The organism is Streptomyces sp. NPDC006385 (assembly GCF_040612485.1).
In the GTDB taxonomy this organism is placed as follows: domain Bacteria; phylum Actinomycetota; class Actinomycetes; order Streptomycetales; family Streptomycetaceae; genus Streptomyces.
Map to the genome: position 1 here is coordinate 1 of NZ_JBEXQG010000040.1, position 15,098 is coordinate 15,098.

Annotated in this window: 15 protein-coding genes and 1 pseudogene; 9 read left to right on the top strand and 7 right to left on the bottom strand. The window is 70.5% G+C overall.

Annotation, left to right across the window (positions count from 1 at the left end):
• The first annotated feature begins 202 nt into the window (after window positions 1–202).
• The 4 genes and pseudogenes from ABZ078_RS26895 (at window position 203) to ABZ078_RS26910 (ending at window position 3,131) form a co-directional block, all read left to right on the top strand.
• Window positions 203–967, top strand: coding sequence for a DUF2637 domain-containing protein (locus ABZ078_RS26895; protein WP_356579253.1), 765 nt, complete (start codon window positions 203–205; stop codon window positions 965–967).
• Window positions 960–1,199, top strand: coding sequence for a helix-turn-helix domain-containing protein (locus tag ABZ078_RS26900; protein ID WP_356579255.1), 240 nt, complete (start codon window positions 960–962; stop codon window positions 1,197–1,199). The genes ABZ078_RS26895 and ABZ078_RS26900 overlap by 8 nt, the downstream gene beginning before the upstream one ends.
• Window positions 1,199–2,453, top strand: a pseudogene (locus ABZ078_RS26905) (site-specific integrase). The gene ABZ078_RS26900 and the pseudogene ABZ078_RS26905 overlap by 1 nt, the downstream one beginning before the upstream one ends.
• A gap of 498 nt (window positions 2,454–2,951) precedes the next feature.
• Window positions 2,952–3,131 carry a hypothetical protein gene (locus ABZ078_RS26910; protein WP_356579257.1) on the top strand — a complete coding sequence of 60 codons (180 nt, stop codon included), beginning with the start codon at window positions 2,952–2,954 and terminating at the stop codon, window positions 3,129–3,131.
• An 80-nt stretch (window positions 3,132–3,211) separates the two neighbouring features.
• Here ABZ078_RS26910 and ABZ078_RS26915 read toward each other — a convergent pair whose 3' ends face one another.
• Window positions 3,212–3,973 (bottom strand): phosphoglyceromutase, encoded by a 762-nt coding sequence (locus ABZ078_RS26915; RefSeq protein ID WP_356579259.1) that lies wholly within the window; start codon window positions 3,971–3,973, stop codon window positions 3,212–3,214.
• A gap of 162 nt (window positions 3,974–4,135) precedes the next feature.
• On the opposite strand from ABZ078_RS26915, the gene ABZ078_RS26920 reads away from it, so the two are divergent.
• Complete coding sequence (locus tag ABZ078_RS26920) at window positions 4,136–5,392, top strand: MFS transporter (RefSeq protein ID WP_356579260.1); 1,257 nt, start codon at window positions 4,136–4,138, stop codon at window positions 5,390–5,392.
• Between the two features lie 46 nt (window positions 5,393–5,438).
• Here the strand turns inward: ABZ078_RS26920 and ABZ078_RS26925 are convergent, their stop codons facing one another.
• Window positions 5,439–5,876 (bottom strand): DUF2000 domain-containing protein, encoded by a 438-nt coding sequence (locus ABZ078_RS26925; protein WP_356579262.1) that lies wholly within the window; start codon window positions 5,874–5,876, stop codon window positions 5,439–5,441.
• Window positions 5,877–5,925: 49 nt separating this feature from the next.
• On the opposite strand from ABZ078_RS26925, the gene ABZ078_RS26930 reads away from it, so the two are divergent.
• Window positions 5,926–6,732, top strand: coding sequence for an AraC family transcriptional regulator (locus ABZ078_RS26930; RefSeq protein WP_356579264.1), 807 nt, complete (start codon window positions 5,926–5,928; stop codon window positions 6,730–6,732).
• 190 nt (window positions 6,733–6,922) lie between these two features.
• Here the strand turns inward: ABZ078_RS26930 and ABZ078_RS26935 are convergent, their stop codons facing one another.
• Both ABZ078_RS26935 and mshA read right to left on the bottom strand, forming a co-directional pair.
• Window positions 6,923–7,423 carry a YbjN domain-containing protein gene (locus ABZ078_RS26935; protein ID WP_356579266.1) on the bottom strand — a complete coding sequence of 167 codons (501 nt, stop codon included), beginning with the start codon at window positions 7,421–7,423 and terminating at the stop codon, window positions 6,923–6,925.
• Window positions 7,416–8,753, bottom strand: a complete 1,338-nt coding sequence (gene mshA, locus ABZ078_RS26940) for a D-inositol-3-phosphate glycosyltransferase (RefSeq protein WP_356579396.1) — start codon at window positions 8,751–8,753, stop codon at window positions 7,416–7,418. Before mshA ends, ABZ078_RS26935 begins: the two co-directional genes overlap by 8 nt.
• Window positions 8,754–8,946: 193 nt before the next feature.
• On the opposite strand from mshA, the gene ABZ078_RS26945 reads away from it, so the two are divergent.
• The 3 genes from ABZ078_RS26945 to ABZ078_RS26955 all read left to right on the top strand — a co-directional run bounded on the left by ABZ078_RS26945 (window position 8,947) and on the right by ABZ078_RS26955 (window position 12,640).
• A complete protein-coding gene (locus tag ABZ078_RS26945; protein WP_356579267.1) occupies window positions 8,947–9,765 on the top strand; it encodes a class I SAM-dependent methyltransferase in 819 nt (272 codons plus the stop codon).
• Between the two features lie 179 nt (window positions 9,766–9,944).
• Window positions 9,945–11,054 carry an NlpC/P60 family protein gene (locus ABZ078_RS26950; protein ID WP_356579269.1) on the top strand — a complete coding sequence of 370 codons (1,110 nt, stop codon included), beginning with the start codon at window positions 9,945–9,947 and terminating at the stop codon, window positions 11,052–11,054.
• A gap of 284 nt (window positions 11,055–11,338) precedes the next feature.
• Window positions 11,339–12,640, top strand: coding sequence for a SpoIIE family protein phosphatase (locus tag ABZ078_RS26955; protein ID WP_356579271.1), 1,302 nt, complete (start codon window positions 11,339–11,341; stop codon window positions 12,638–12,640).
• A 178-nt stretch (window positions 12,641–12,818) separates the two neighbouring features.
• On the opposite strand, the gene ABZ078_RS26960 is transcribed toward ABZ078_RS26955, so the two are convergent.
• The 3 genes from ABZ078_RS26960 to ABZ078_RS26970 form a co-directional block, all read right to left on the bottom strand.
• On the bottom strand, window positions 12,819–13,151 hold the full coding sequence (locus tag ABZ078_RS26960) for a DUF2516 family protein (protein ID WP_356579273.1): 333 nt from the start codon (window positions 13,149–13,151) through the stop codon (window positions 12,819–12,821).
• Between the two features lie 141 nt (window positions 13,152–13,292).
• The gene (locus tag ABZ078_RS26965; RefSeq protein ID WP_356579275.1) at window positions 13,293–14,006 is read right to left on the bottom strand and encodes a hypothetical protein; all 714 of its coding nucleotides are present in this window, start codon (window positions 14,004–14,006) and stop codon (window positions 13,293–13,295) included.
• A 120-nt stretch (window positions 14,007–14,126) separates the two neighbouring features.
• Window positions 14,127–14,861, bottom strand: coding sequence for a helix-turn-helix domain-containing protein (locus ABZ078_RS26970; protein ID WP_356579277.1), 735 nt, complete (start codon window positions 14,859–14,861; stop codon window positions 14,127–14,129).
• Window positions 14,862–15,098 lie beyond the last annotated feature (237 nt).

Consider the following 15,098-nt stretch of genomic DNA (forward strand, 5'->3'; position numbering starts at 1 on the left):
TCTGCACCCTCCAGCGCATCACCCGGTCCCCAAAAGAGACGGCGCCGGCCTGAGCCTCTACAAGGTCGCCCGCGAACTGCAGCTACTCCTCGCGGTCTGGACCGGCGCCTGCCCCACGTGTCACCGCGACATGCCACAACTGATACCGACCTGACCAAGCACTACTACCCCCTCCATGCCCGAATCCGGAAGGAGTGGCGCCGTGCGTGCCCTGCCCGTCCGTGTTGACGCCGTGCTCGTCCAAGCACTGATCGCCGCCGCGCTGTCCTTCGCCCACCTGCACGACCTGGCCTCGGCTGCCGGACAGCACGGCTGGAAGGCGTGGGCCTACCCGGTCTCCGTCGACCTGCTGTTGGTGGCGGCCTGGCGGCGGCTCCGCTCCGGCGAGGCGAAAGCAGCCGGGTGGTGCTGGTTCCTCGTCGCGCTGACCGCGTCGCTCGGCGCCAACGTCGCTACGGCCGGACTGCTCGACCTGGACGACGTACCGGCCTGGCTGCGCATCCTCGTCGCGGGCTGGCCCGCCGTCGCCTTCCTCGGCGGCACCCTTCTCGCCCACGGCTCACCCAAGCCGAGTCAGGCCCCGGCGACAGCGCCCGAACCGTCCTCGACGGTCGCAGCATCGGAACCCGTCGCCGACGAGGTGGAGTCGTCCGCGGCTGCATGGTCTCTCGGCGCGCGCCCAGAATTGGCGGACCTCCGTCTTCGAGCCTGGGCGCACATGCTCGGCTTCCGCGGCCACTTCTCCACCAAGTCCCGCCGCTACTCCACCACCCTTGGCGCCCTCCGTGATGCCCGTGCCGACTGGCGCCGTGCACAGGCCGTGCCGACTGTCCCGGAGGACGGCGAAACCACGCTCGTCCTCGCTCACTGGGTGTTCGCCGGAACCGGCCTAAGTGCCGCAGAGACCTGGCTCGCCGCCTCCCTCGAACCCGCCCCCGGAACGGAAGGAGAGCCCACCCATGGCTGACCGACGCCTTTTTTCGGCGGAAATGGCAGCTGCATCGCGCGCCCTGCCCTCGCGGTTCCTGACTCCTGACGACCTGGTGGAGATGTTCGAGCTGCCCAGCGTCGAGACGGTCTACCAGTGGCGCCGCAAGCGCACCGGCCCCCGAGGCTTCCGCGTCGGCCGGCACCTCCGCTTCGACCCTGCGGACGTGCAGGCCTGGGTGGACGCTCAGCGTGAAGGGGTGGCTGCCTGATGGCTGGGCACATTCAAGATCGCTGGTACAAGACCGAGGTCGGGTCCGATGGAAAGACACGCAAGGTCAAGAGCGAGCGCTACGGCACGGGTATGCGCTATCGCGCGCGCTACGTCGGTCCAGACGGCACCGAGAAGTCGAAGAGCTTCCCTGACCGGCAGAAGCGGCTGGCTGAACAGTGGTTGGCTCACACTGAGGCGGACATGGCGCGTGGGCAGTACATCGACCCGCGCGCGGCCCGGATCACCTTCCAGCAGTACGCCGAGAACTGGGTGACCCACGCGCCGGATCCGAACACGCAGGCGTCGATGGAGTCGCAGCTTCGGCTGCACGCCTACCCGTACCTGGGTTCGCGCCCCCTCGGCTCCTTCCAGCCCGCGCACATACGCGACTGGGTGAGGCAACTCCAGGAGAACGGCGTCCGGCTCGTACGCCCGGACGATCTACTCCAACGTGCGGGCAGCTCTGAGCGCGGCCGTGGATGACGGACACCTTCCTCGGAACCCGTGCGCTGCCCGCTCGGTCCGTCCGCCCACCGTGGACAACAAGCGCATCGTCCCGTGGACAGCGGAACGGGTCTTCGCCGTCCGGGCCGGGATGCCCGAGCGGTACCAAACCATGGTTGACCTGGGCGGCGGCTGCGGGCTTCGTCAGGGCGAGATCCTGGGCGTCGCCGTCGACGCCATCGACTTCGCGGCGAACACGCGCCAGGTTGTCCAGCAGCTGAAGCTGAGCCGCAGCAAGCCTGTGTTCGCTCCGCCCAAGGGCGGCAAGCTGTGGGATGTACCGCTTCCCGAGCCGGTCGCCGACGCACTCCGGGAGCACATGAAGCGGTTCCCCCCGGTCGAGATCACCTTGCCGTGGAAGGTGGCCGACGGGCCCCCGGTGACGAAGCGGCTGATCTTCACCGGGCCGCGCGGTGGGCATGTCTGGCGGACTTCCCTCAACGAGGAAGTGTGGAAGCGTGCGCTGGCCTCGGCGGATGTGATCCCCGACCGGAAGCCCGGCGGGTCGTACGCGGAGTCCCGCGAGAACGGCATGCATGCGCTCCGCCACTTCTACGCCTCGGTGCTCTTGGACGCCGGAGAGAACATCAAGGCCCTCGCCGAGTACCTCGGCCACTCGGATCCGGGCCTGACGCTCCGCGTGCACGCGCACCTCATGCCTTCCAGCCAGGAGCGTACTCGGAAGGCAATTGAAAGCACTTACAAGACGATGCACTTACGGACCAAACAAGGAAAGCGGAAGACGTAAGCCGGAAAACGTAACCTGGAAGCTTAGCCGGAAAGTCAAACCGGAGAGCTAAGCCGGAGAGCTCAGAGAATCCCCTTACAAGGAAAAGAGGGCTCCTTGGCTAACGCACAACAGCAGCATCCTGGAGAACAGGACGATACGAGATGACACAGGAGGGCACCAGGCAACACGATGCGACACCGGACGGCACGGAGCGGCGTGGAGCGGCATGGAGCGACACAGGGCGACACGGAGCGGCACGAGGCGACTCCTGGAAAGATTGGAGAGTCTTGAAAGTCTCCAAGAGAAGTTGGAGCGCCCTAGCTGTCCACGATCGTGGACAATCCGTCTACGAAAACGAACAAGGCGGCTTTTAGCTGCGCGTTTGTCTGGCGCGTGACGACTATGGGAAAGTTCCAGCGGCATGCGAATGCCGCCCGGTCAGGGGCGGCATTCGTCTCCATTGCCACGTCCCAGAAATCACCTTGGCAAGTGAACCGAGCACAGCTGGAGCGCCCTATGGTCCCACGCGTCGGCGTGACCGTCGACATCCACCCCCGCGATCTGCCGATCGCTCTCATCGGCACAGCCGGCGGCGCGCTCGCCCTCTGGGCCGACGCTCCCGCCGAGATCACCGTCCCCGTGGCGCTCCTGATCGTCCTCGACATCCGCGTACGCCGCTGGCGCCGACGCACCTGACGGCCCACAGGCGGCCCAGCCCCACCAAGAAGCCCCCGCCCCGCGAAGAAACCGCAGGTCGGGGGCTTACTGGCGTCGAGTTACTTCTTCTTGCCCTGGTTCTTGACCGCCTCGATCGCCGCCGCCGCAGCCTCCGGGTCGAGGTACTTGCCGCCCGGCGTCACCGGGTTGAAGTCGGCGTCCAGCTCGTAGTACAGCGGGATGCCCGTCGGGATGTTCAAGCCCGCGATGTCGGCGTCGGAGATGCCGTCGAGGTGCTTGACGAGGGCGCGCAGGGAGTTGCCGTGGGCGGCGACCAGGACCGTGCGGCCGGTCAGGAGGTCGGGGACGATGCCGTCGTACCAGTACGGGAGCATGCGGACGACGACGTCCTTGAGGCACTCCGTGCGGGGGCGCAGCTCCGGGGGGATCGTCGCGTAGCGGGGGTCGGCGGACTGGGAGAACTCCGTGCCGTCCTCGAGCGGGGGCGGCGGGGTGTCGTACGAGCGGCGCCACAGCATGAACTGCTCCTCGCCGAACTCGGCGAGGGTCTGGGCCTTGTCCTTGCCCTGGAGGGCGCCGTAGTGGCGCTCGTTCAGGCGCCACGAGCGGTGGACGGGGATCCAGTGGCGGTCCGCGGCCTCCAGGGCCAGCTGGGCCGTGCGGATCGCGCGCTTCTGGAGGGACGTGTGGACCACGTCGGGGAGGAGGTCGGCGTCCTTCAGGAGCTCGCCGCCGCGGACTGCCTCCTTCTCGCCCTTCTCGTTCAGGTTGACGTCCACCCAGCCGGTGAACAGGTTCTTCGCGTTCCACTCGCTCTCGCCGTGGCGGAGGAGGATCAGCTTGTACGGTGCGTCGGCCATGCGATGAGCGTAATCGAAGGCTTTGATCGAGTGCGCCCGCCTCTCGATGGGCGGACTGTTGACGGGATCTGTTAATTGAGTGGCCTCCCGTAGGGCGGGTTTGTAAGTTCTGGTTACCGTCCGAGCCACTTACATCGACCGTGCCACACCTGGGGGACTCCTATGCCGCTCGCCGCCCTGAGACGTGCCACCCGAGAAACCGTCTCCGGGCTCCCCCGCGAGTTCTGGTGGCTGTGGACCAGCACGCTGGTGAACCGGCTCGGCGCCTTCGTGGCCACCTTCATGGCCCTGTACCTCACCCTCGACCGCGGCTACTCCGCCTCCTACGCCGGTCTCGTCGCCGCCCTGCACGGGCTCGGCGGGGTGATCTCCTCCCTGGGCGCCGGCGTCATGACCGACCGGCTCGGGCGGCGGCCCACCCTGCTGATGGCCCAGGCATCCACCGCCGTATCCGTGGCCGTGCTCGGGTTCATGCACCACCCCGCCGCCATCGCCGCCGTCGCCTTCCTCGTCGGTGCGGCCTCCAACGCCTCCCGGCCCGCCGTGCAGGCGATGATGGCCGACATCGTCCGGCCCGAGGACCGGGTGCGCGCCTTCTCGCTCAACTACTGGGCGATCAACCTCGGGTTCGCCGTCTCCTCCATGGCCGCCGGGTTCATCGCCGAGGTCAGTTATCTCTCCGGGTTCCTCATCGAGGCGGGGATGACCATGGTGTGCGCCGTCGTCGTCTTCCTGCGGGTGCCGGAGTCGCGGCCCGAGCGCACGGCGGCGGACAAGGCCGCCGAGGAGGTCGGGATCGGGACCGTCCTGCGCGACGGGCGCTTCATGAGCGTCGTCGGGCTGTCCTTCCTCGTCGCCCTCGTCTTCCAGCAGGGGGCGGTCGGGCTGCCGGTGGCGATGGGTGAGGCCGGCTTCTCCCCCGCCGACTACGGCCTCGCGATCGCCGTCAACGGTGTCCTGATCGTCGCCCTCCAGATCCCGCTCACGCGGTTCATCGAACGCCGTGACGCGGGGCGGATCCTCGTCGTCTCGTCCCTGCTCGCCGGGTACGGCTTCGCGCTCACCGCGTTCGCCGGCTCGGTCGGCGCCGTCGCGCTGACGGTGTGCGTGTGGACGCTGGGCGAGATGCTGAACGCGCCCACCCAGACCGGGCTCGTCGTCCGCCTCTCCCCCGCCCAGGGGCGCGGCCGCTACCAGGGCATGTACACCCTGTCCTGGTCCGTCGCCGCCCTCGTCGCCCCGCTCGTGTCCGGCTTCGTCATCGACCGCTACGGCGCCGAGTGGCTGTGGGGGATGTGCGCCGTCGTCGGTACGGCGGCGGGGGTCGGGTACGCGACGCTCATGCGGTGGATGCCGGCCGAGAAGCCGGCGGACACCGTGACGCCGGCCGACCCGAAGCCGGAGGTCAGCGCCGCCTGACGGCTGCGGGTGGTACGGGCCGGCCGGCCGGTTGTGCCGAAGGCGCTCACGGATGCATCCGCGCTCCCTTCACCACCTTGTCCACCGCGTTCCTCGGCCCGTACACCGCCAGCCCCACCAGATCCAGCTCACCGGTGCGGACGGCCCGCACCGCCGCCCGGTTGTCACGGTCGTTGCCCGTCGTGAACAGGTCGGAGGTGAACACCGCGCGCGGCAGGGCGCGGGACAGCACGCGCGCGTGGGCCGCCTTCAGGGTCTCCTTCGTGCCCTCGAAGACCAGCACCGGCTGGCGGAACATCGGCAGGTAGGCCACCTGGTCCGCGTCCTCGTACGGCTCCCCGATCACCTCGGGGACCTGTGTGCCCAGGCCGCTGACCAGGAACGCGGTGACGTTCAGCCGCTGCCAGGGCTCCAGGTCCTCGCGCAGCAGCACAGCGATCTTCGTGTCGAAACGAACAGGTGCCTCATCAGGCGTATCAGTCATACGACGAGACTGGCGGCCACCGCAGGACGGCGTCTTGTACGTTCTTTGCATGGCCGCCGCCCGGAACCGCCAGGAAGTCTCCGCGTGGCGCCCCTCCGTCCCGGGCGTCACCGAGGTCTTCCACGCCCACTTCACCGAGTACGCGTACCCGATGCACGTCCACGAGGCCTGGACGCTGCTCATCGTCGACGACGGCGCCGTGCGCTACGACCTCGACCGTCACGAGCACGGCACCCCGCACGACACGGTGTCCCTGCTCCCGCCGCACGTCCCCCACAACGGCTCCCCCGCCACCCCGCACGGCTTCCGCAAGCGCGTGCTGTACCTGGACAGCACCCGGCTGGGCGAGGACCTGATCGGCCCGGCGGTGGACTCCCCCGACCTCCGGGACCCCGTGCTGCGGCGGCGCGTCGGACAGGTGCACACCGCCCTCGCGCACCCCGGCGACGAACTGGAGGCGGACAGCAGGCTGACCCTCATCGGCGAACGGCTGCGCACCCACCTGCGCCCCGCCGCGGTCACCGAAGCCCCGCGCCGCGACCCCGCCCTCGCCCGCCGGCTGCGCGAGCTGCTCGACGAGCGCGTCGTGGCGGGCCTCGCCCTCGACGAGGCGACCGGGCTCCTGCACGCCCATCCCGCCCATCTCGTCCGGTCGTTCAGCACGGCGTACGGCATCGCCCCGCACCAGTACCTGATGTCCCGCCGCGTCGAGCGCGCCCGCCGCCTGCTCCTGGAAGGCCGCTCACCGGCCGAGGTGGCCACCGCGACCGGCTTCTACGACCAGTCCCATCTCACCCGGCACTTCCGGAAGTGGGTGGGGGTGCCGCCGGGGCGCTATCGCAACAGCGCGCGCTGAGCGTCGTACGGATTGCGCGGCCGTACGACGTCCGTGGTGCCGTACAGCTCCAGGCGGGAGGACCACGTTCGAGTGGCCGATGCGGATCACGTCGTCGATGCGGAACGTGCCGGGCGGGATGGTCACCGTGCCACCGTCGCGGACGTCCGCGACGACCGGGCGGCGGGGGAAGCTTAGTACGGACCAGGATTCAGTCGGCGGGCCGCTGGGTCAGGTGGCTGAACGCGTCCAGGTTCCGCGTCGACTCGCCGCGCGCCACGCGCCACTCGTACTCCTTGCGGATCGCGGAGGCGAACCCGAGCTCCAGGAGGGTGTTGAAGGCGCCGTCCGCCGCCTCCAGGACCTGGCCGAGGAGGCGGTCGATCTCGTCGGCGGTCACGGCGGCGAGCGGGAGCTTGGCGGTGATGTACACGTCGCCGAGCCGGTCGACGGCGTAACTCACGCCGTACAGCTTGAGGTTGCGCTCCAGGAGCCAGCGGTGGACGCCGGGCTCGTTCTCGTCGGGGTGACGGATGACGAAGGCGTTGAGCGACAGGGAGTGGCGGCCGACGAGCAGGGACACCGTCGTGGAGAGCTTGCGGCTGCCGGGGAGTTTGACGACGTAGTTGCCGGGGGCGGGGCTCTCCCACTCCAGTTCGGCGTCCTTCAGGGCTCCCTCGACGACCTGCGCGACCTTGTGTACGTCAGCCATGGTGGGAGGGTACGTGACGCCGGTGGGCCTGGGTCGCGGCCGCGTAGACGTCCGCCGTGGCGGCGGCCGCGGTGTCCCAGCCGAAGGACTGGGCGTGCCGGGCCGCGGCCTCGCCCATCCGCGGGGACAGGTGCGGGTCGTCGGCGAAGGCGCGCAGCACGCGCGCGTACTCGGCCGGGTTGTGGCCCTGGACCAGGAAGCCGGTACGGCCGTCCCGGACCGCCACCGGCAGACCGCCCACCGCCGCCGCGAGCACCGGCGTGCCCGCCGCCTGCGCCTCGATGGCCACCAGCCCGAACGACTCGCTGTACGACGGCATGACCAGCACCGACGCCGCCCGGAACCAGTCCGCGAGCTGCTCCTGGCCGACGGGCGGGTGGAACCGTACGACATCCGCGATGCCCAGGCGGGCGGCCAGTTTCTGCAGGCCCTCGGGCTTGGCGAGGCCGCTGCCGCTCGGGCCGCCCACGACCGGGACCAGGATCCGGGAGCGCAACTCGGGGCGTTCGTCCAGCAGGACGGCCACCGCGCGCAGCAGGATGTCGGGCGCCTTCAGGGGCTGGATGCGGCCCGCGAACAGCGGGATCAGGGCGTCCGGGGGGAGGCCGAGGCGGGCGCGGGCGGCGGCTCGCCCGTCGGCGGGAGAGAAGCGGGTGAGGTTCACGCCCGGGTGCACCACGGCGACCGTGGCGGGGTCGGCGGCGTAGTGCCGGACGAGTTCGTCGGCCTCCTCCTCCGTGTTGGCGATGAGGCGGTCGGCGGCCGCGACGATCTGGGTCTCGCCGATGACCCGGGCGGCGGGCTCGGGGGTGTCGCCGTCGGCCAGGTTGGCGTTCTTGACCTTGGCCATGGTGTGCATGGCGTGCACCAGGGGGGCGCCCCAGCGCTGGGCGGCGAGCCAGCCGACGTGGCCGGAGAGCCAGTAGTGGGAGTGGACCAGGTCGTAGTAGCCGGGGCGGTGGCCGGCCCACGCCTGCATCACGCCGTGTGTGAAGGCGCAGAGCTGGGCGGGGAGGTCCTCCTTGTTGAGGCCCTCGTAGGGGCCGGCGTCGATGTGCCGGACGAGGACACCGGGCGCGAGCTCGACGACGGGCGGGAGGTCGGCGGCGGTCGTGCGCGTGAAGATCTCGACCTCGATGTTGATCGCGGCGAGGCGCTGCGCGAGCTCCACGATGTAGACGTTCATGCCGCCGGCGTCACCGGTGCCCGGTTGGTGGAGCGGCGAGGTGTGCACGGAGAGCATGGCGACCCGGCGGGGGCGGCGGTGCAGGCGCAGCCGGTGGGGTGCGACCTGGGAGCGGCGCCCGAGCCTGCTGACGTAGTGGCTCACGTGGCGTTCCTCCTTGGCTGCGGGCATGCCGTATGGAGGGTGCGAGCGCCCTCCAAGCCGGTGCAACGCCGGCGGGAGGGGTCGCATTCCTGGTGGGGCGGTTTTTGCCGAGGCGTTACCGGGGGTCGCTCAACCGTTCGAGGGCGGGGGGCGTTGCCCGCCATCCCCGAACAAGCCCCTTACCCTCGTACCCATGACAGCCCGCGCAGCCCACCGTCCCGTGGGAACGGTGACACGCGGGACGACCAACCCGAACCGGCTGCGCCGGATGGACCGCTGGATCGCCCACACGCACGGAGCCGAGCTCCGTCGGGCCATGGACCCCGTCGCCGTCGACCTCGGATACGGCGCCGCCCCCTGGACGGCCGTCGAACTCCTCGTCCGCCTCCGCGCGGCAGCGCCCCACGCGCGCGTGGTCGGCGTGGAGATCGAACCGGCACGGGTCGCGGCGGCGAAGGCGTACGAGCGGGAGGGGCTCGTCTTCCGGCACGGCGGGTTCGAGATCCCGATCCCGCAGCGGCCCCTGCTGGTGCGCGCGGCGAACGTGCTGCGGCAGTACGAGGAGGGCGAGGTCGCCGCGGTCTGGGCGCGGCTGTGCGCGCGGCTCGCGCCGGCCGACCCGGTGACCGGGTCCCGTGGCGGGCTGCTCGTCGAGGGGACCTGCGACGAGATCGGGCGCCGGCATGTGTGGGTCGCGCTGGGGCCGGAGGGGCCGCGCACGGTGACGTTCGCGACCCGGTTGGGCTCGCTGGAGCGTCCGTCGGACCTCGCCGAGCGACTGCCGAAGGCGCTCATCCACCGCAACGTCCCCGGCGAGCCGGTCCACGCCTTCCTGCGCGACTTCGACCGCGCCTGGGCCGCCGCCGCGCCCTACGCGTCGTACGGCGCACGCCAGCGCTGGATCCGGACGGTGCGCGACCTCGCGAGCGACTGGCCGGTGACGGACGGGCCGGTGCGGTGGCGGCAGGGCGAAGTGACCGTGCGGTGGGAAGCGTTGGCGCCGCGGGCCTGATTCCGCGTCCGGTGGGGAACGATCTCCGCGAGTCGCTCGTCACAAAGGCGGGGAGATCGTCGTACGACGGATGGAATGGGGGAGGGAGTCACTGCCTCTGTCGTTTTGCGGCGCGGCGTGGCACGATCCCTCAGACGTTCGTATGTTACTGACGGTAAATCAGGTTTGGGGGCAGTGGTATGGGACCGGGCAAGCGCACCCTCCTGCCGGGCAAGCGCAGCGTCCTCGCGGCCGTGACCGTCGTCTGCGCGGTCACCGTACTGGCGGCACCGGGCACGGCGTTCGCGGCACCCGGCCCCAGTCCCACCCCGTCACCGAACGCCTCATCCTCCTCGCCCCCGGCCCCGGTGTCGAACAAGGACCTGGAGGCCGTCCGCCTGAAGCTCGAGAAGCTCTACCACGCCGCGGCCGTCGCCACCGACGAGTACAACGCCGCCGAGGAGGCGACCGAGAAGCAGTCGGCGGAGATCGTCGCGCTGGCGAAGCGGATCGTCGAAGGCAAGGAGAAGCTCGCCGAGTTGAAGAAGCGCGCCGGCGCCGCGGCCGCCGCCCAGTACCGCTCCGGCGGGCTGCCCGACGAGGCGCATCTGATGCTCAGCGACGACCCGCAGGAGTTCCTCGACGGCGCGGGCCGGGTGCTGCAGGGCGAGCGCGCGACCAAGGGGCTGCTGGCCGAAATGACCCGCACCCAGCAGGACTTGGAGCTGTACGCCAGGGACGCCTCCGCCCAGTGGCACAAGCTGGAGGCGGGCCGCAAGGCCAAGGCGGCCGCCCAGAAGAGGATCGAGAAGCGGATCGCGGCGGCCGAGAAGCTCGAATCCCGGCTGGAGACGGAGGAGAAGGAGCGCCTCGCCCAGCTGGAGGAGGCGGCGGCCTACAAGGCACAGACCGCCTGGCTGGACTCCGGCGTCCTGAAGGACCTCGACAGCAAGGCGACGAAGGAGGGCCGCAAGGCCGTCGAGTACGCCACCGCCCAGCTCGGCAAGCCGTACGAGTGGGGCGCCGAGGGCCCGAAGACGTACGACTGTTCGGGACTCACGTCACAGGCCTGGGTGAGCGCCGGGCACGGCATCCCGCGGACCTCGCAGGAGCAGTGGAAGCGGCTGAAGCGCGTCGACATCGCGGACATGCGCCCCGGCGATCTGATCATCTACAACGCCGACGCCAGCCATGTGGCGATGTACATCGGCGACGGCGCGATCATCCACGCCCCCCGTCCGGGGCGGACGGTGACCGTCGCGGGGGCGGGCTCGATGCCGATCCTCGGGGTGGTTCGCCCCGATGCGTGAGGATTCAGGGGGCCTTGTGACCGGGGGGCCGTGACCCCCGCCACGTGACCCACCCCACGTCACATCGCTCCCAAATCGGACGACGACGTGACGTTCGTCATCCCCGCCCCGCTCCCGTCCTGTCCAACTGCGGTACGGAACGCGGCATATGACAGTGGCGAGCGTCAGCGCGGCGTGGCTCACACCATTCCGTTGCGGCGCCGACTACCGCTATGGTCCCCGTCGGTGGATCGAGGACCCTCGTTCGCACCATGCCCTCGGGGGGAGGGAAGGAACTCAAGACGATGCCCGTACCCATACCGCGGCAGAGAGCGATCCCGGCCGCGGAGAGTGGTCAGGCGCAGGCCGCGTCCCCAGGCGGCACCTCCAGGGAAGAGGCCCCGCGTAAGGAAGAGACGGTAGAGAACACCGCCCCCACCAACCTGACGCTGCTGCTGATCGAGGACGATCCCGGCGGCTCGGCGATCGTGCCCGAGCTGGTCGACTCGGCCGGCAAGCCGATCCGTGTCCGCACCGCCCGCAACCTCACCGAGGCCGAGCGGCTGCTCACCGACGATGTCCAGTGCATCCTGCTGGACCTCGCGCTCCCGGCGCCCGGCCGGGCCACCGACGACGACGAGCTGGCCGTGCTCAAGCACGTCCTGGAGCTCGCGCCCCGGCACGCCGTCCTCGCCCTCACCGCCTCCGGCGACGCCGAGCGCGGCGCGGAGGCCGTGCGCGTCGGCGCGCAGGACTATCTCTTCCGGGACGAGCTGGACGGGCGGCTGCTGAGCCGGGCCATCCGGTACGCGGTGGAGCGCAAACGTTCCGACACGGCCGAGCGACGGCTCGCCGCGGGCCGGATGCGGGCCCAGGAGAACCGCCGGCTGGAGCGCGGTCTGCTGCCGACGCCGCTGCTGGAGGGCTCCTCCCTGCGTTTCGCCGCCCGCTACCGGCCCGGCCGCTCGCGCGCGCTGCTCGGCGGTGACTTCTACGACGTCGTCCGCACCGCGGACGGGACCGTGCACGCCATGATCGGCGACGTCTGCGGCCACGGGCCCGACGAGGCCGCGCTCGGCGTGGAGCTGCGGATCGCCTGGCGGGCGCTGACGCTGGCGGGGCTGTGCGGGGACGCGCTGCTCGGGACGCTTCAGCAGGTCCTCGAACATGAGCGGGCCGACGACGAGATCTTCGCGACCCTGTGCACGGTGGACATCTCGCCGGACGGCCGGCGGGCGGGGCTGTGCCTCGCGGGCCATCCGTCGCCGCTGCTGGCCCGGCCCGGGCGGGCGGCACGGCTGCTGCCGTACGACAACAACGGGCCCGCGCTCGGGCTGCTGCCCGGGGCTCGGTGGCCTCGGATGCAGGTGGAGCTGGGGGCCGAGTGGAGCCTGATGCTCTACACCGACGGGCTGATCGAGGGCCGGGTCGGTGAGGGCCGGGAGCGGCTGGGGCAGGACGGGATGGTGTCCATGGTCCGTCGGCAGCTGGATGAGGGGCTGCGGGGGGAGGCGTTGTTGCGGGCGGCCGTGAACGAGGTCCGGGACCTCAACGGTGGGGAGCTGACGGACGACGTGGCGGTGCTGTTGCTGGACCGGGGGGTCTGAGCGGGGACACGCCTGGGGTGCTGGGCTGTCGTATGCCGGCCGCGGGTTGGTTGCGGGTGGTCGCGCCCAGGCGGCGGAGCCGCGTTGCGGCTGGTGGCGGCCACGCGGCGGAGCCGCATGTCGATACAGCCGCCCGCCCCGTGCCCTTCAGGGCGTTGCCCACGCAGGGAGGCGGTGCTCAGCGGCCGCCGTTCCACGGGCCGTACGGACCGTCGCTGCTGGAGCCCCTTCTGCTGCGGCCTCCGCCCGGCAGGCCCTTGATCGCGGGGCGGACGTCGACCATGTACACGATCGTGGCGATGAGGCCGATGATCGGCAGGAACGACAGGATGTTGAAGATCAGGTTCACCACGAAGGCGAGCCCGAGGATGATCAGCCAGAACGGCTTGGTCTTCTTGTCAGCCGCGCGATAGGCGTCCTCGCGGCGGCTGGCCGCGTCGATCAGCGCGAAGCCGCTGAAAAGGATCAGGGCCATGCTCAGCAGCCACATGAACCCAGCGAAGCCCTGCATCAGCACAACGTCCACCACCCGATTCGGCTCGTACCTACGCGGTCACCGTACCCGCAACCGGTGGACCGCTACCCGAACAACGGGCCGAGCACTCCGTAAGTGCCCGGCCCGTGGTCAACGGTCCCTTTTCACCCGTCCGTGTTACTTGGCGGGCGGCGTCGTCTTCTTGGTGGTGGTGGTCGTGGTCTTGCGTGCCGCGGGCTTCTTGGCGGGGGTCTTCTTGGCCGGGGCGGCAGAGGCGGCAGGAGCGGCCTGGGCGACGGGCTTCGGCTCGGCCGACTTCGGCTCGGCAGGCTTGACCGCGACCGGCTCGGCGTTGGGCTCGACGGCGATCGCGAGCTCCTCGATCTCCTCGGCCGCCTCGCCACGCCAGGTCTTCACGGTCTGCTCGCCGTGCTCGGCGACCTTCTCGTAGGTCTCCCGGGCCTTCACGGCGTACTCGGCGGCGACACCGACCGTGCGCAGCGCGAGGTCCTGGGCACTCTCGCCGAACTTCTTCAGGTCGGCGTCGAGGCTGCTGCCGAGCTTCTTGAAGTCCGCGTCCAGGTTGCTGCCGAACTTCTTGAAGTCGGCGTCGAGGGTGCCGATGAACGCGCTGACCTTGGTCTGGATGGTCTCCTGCGCCTCCTTGGCCTTGGCACCTGCCTCCTTGGCGCGGGCGGTGGCCTTCTCCTGGACGGCCTTCGGGTCCGTGTTGCGAACGGCCTCGAACCGGGCCGGCGCCTCGGTGCGCAGCTGCTCCACCAGGCCGGGCACCTTCTTGGCCTGCTGGAGGGCCAGGTCGGCGGTGCCGGCGGCGAAGTAGAGCGGGGTCGGGTCGCTGAAGGTCTTACGCAGGTCGTCGGCGATGGCCATGGTGATGGTCCTCCCGGGTTGCTTTCGAGGTGAGGGTTTTGGATCCGCGGTCGGCCGGACGGCCGGGACGCCGCTCGCCGACGCGTGCCGAGTCGTGGCGCGCGTGCGGCAGCCGCGTCATCAGCCGGCCGGCTGCTGCGGGTTGTTCGGGTTCTCCGGGTCGGCGTCGCTGCCGTCGGACGTCCGGGTCGTGCGGGTCGTGCGGGTCGTGGGGCTCGTGCGGTTCGTACGGGTGCGGCGCGCGGCGGACTTGCGGCCGCCGTCGGCCGTGTTGTTCGGGTTGCTCGGGTTGCTCGTCGTGTTGTTCGTGCCGGTCGTACGGCTGCGGCGTACGGCGGCGGCACCGGCGTCACTCAGGTCACCCGAGTCACCTATGCCACTGCCGTCGAGGTCCGCCGCGCCGTCGAGGTGGCCGTCGCTGTGGTGGGTGCCCACTCCCGAGCCCGAGCCGAAGCCCTGGGCCGGCTCGACCGCTTCGGCCGGCTCGACCGCTTCGGGGGATATCCCGAACCCGTTCTCCTTGCGGAAGGATTCGTAGATCTGGAGCAGTACCTGCTTCTGCCGCTCGTGCAGCGTGGGATCGGCGATGATGACGGCGCGCGTCTCCACCTCGTCCCGGTCCCGCTCCGCGTCGAGGATGCCGGCCCGCACATACAGCGTCTCGGCGGAGATCCGCAGCGCCTTGGCGACCTGCTGCAACACCTCCGCGCTCGGCTTGCGCAGCCCGCGCTCGATCTGACTCAGGTACGGATTGGACACCCCGGCGGCATCAGCGAGTTGCCGCAGTGACAGCTGCGCGTTGCGCCGCTGCTCACGCAGATAGTCGCCGAGATTGCCGACGTTGAGCGATGCCATGCCTCCACCTTGCACCACCGCCGCTAACTATTGCAAGCACCCGCTTGCAATAGTGCGCCACGCCACTCGGCCGGCAGCGGTGGCGCGCGGTTGTCCTGTCCCTGCGATGTGTAGGCAGTCCCGCACTTCTGTAGGCATGTGCGGATGGGTCCCGTTCAGGTGTAAGCAGCTTCCGGAGAGTTCCGGTCTTGTGTAGGTCCGGCGGTCGGGGCGCTTCTACGTCGAAGTGGCTGGTCG

Coding starts and splice junctions, on each gene's coding strand:
- ABZ078_RS26930 (WP_356579264.1), top strand. CDS start 5,926: ATGGCCGCCGCCCGGAACCGCCAGGAAGTCTCCGCGTGGCGCCCCTCC.
- ABZ078_RS26925 (WP_356579262.1), bottom strand. CDS start 5,876: ATGACTGATACGCCTGATGAGGCACCTGTTCGTTTCGACACGAAGATC.
- ABZ078_RS26965 (WP_356579275.1), bottom strand. CDS start 14,006: ATGGCCATCGCCGACGACCTGCGTAAGACCTTCAGCGACCCGACCCCG.
- ABZ078_RS26900 (WP_356579255.1), top strand. CDS start 960: ATGGCTGACCGACGCCTTTTTTCGGCGGAAATGGCAGCTGCATCGCGC.
- ABZ078_RS26955 (WP_356579271.1), top strand. CDS start 11,339: ATGCCCGTACCCATACCGCGGCAGAGAGCGATCCCGGCCGCGGAGAGT.
- ABZ078_RS26910 (WP_356579257.1), top strand. CDS start 2,952: ATGGTCCCACGCGTCGGCGTGACCGTCGACATCCACCCCCGCGATCTG.
- ABZ078_RS26935 (WP_356579266.1), bottom strand. CDS start 7,423: ATGGCTGACGTACACAAGGTCGCGCAGGTCGTCGAGGGAGCCCTGAAG.
- ABZ078_RS26950 (WP_356579269.1), top strand. CDS start 9,945: ATGGGACCGGGCAAGCGCACCCTCCTGCCGGGCAAGCGCAGCGTCCTC.
- ABZ078_RS26945 (WP_356579267.1), top strand. CDS start 8,947: ATGACAGCCCGCGCAGCCCACCGTCCCGTGGGAACGGTGACACGCGGG.
- ABZ078_RS26920 (WP_356579260.1), top strand. CDS start 4,136: ATGCCGCTCGCCGCCCTGAGACGTGCCACCCGAGAAACCGTCTCCGGG.
- ABZ078_RS26970 (WP_356579277.1), bottom strand. CDS start 14,861: ATGGCATCGCTCAACGTCGGCAATCTCGGCGACTATCTGCGTGAGCAG.
- ABZ078_RS26915 (WP_356579259.1), bottom strand. CDS start 3,973: ATGGCCGACGCACCGTACAAGCTGATCCTCCTCCGCCACGGCGAGAGC.
- ABZ078_RS26960 (WP_356579273.1), bottom strand. CDS start 13,151: ATGCAGGGCTTCGCTGGGTTCATGTGGCTGCTGAGCATGGCCCTGATC.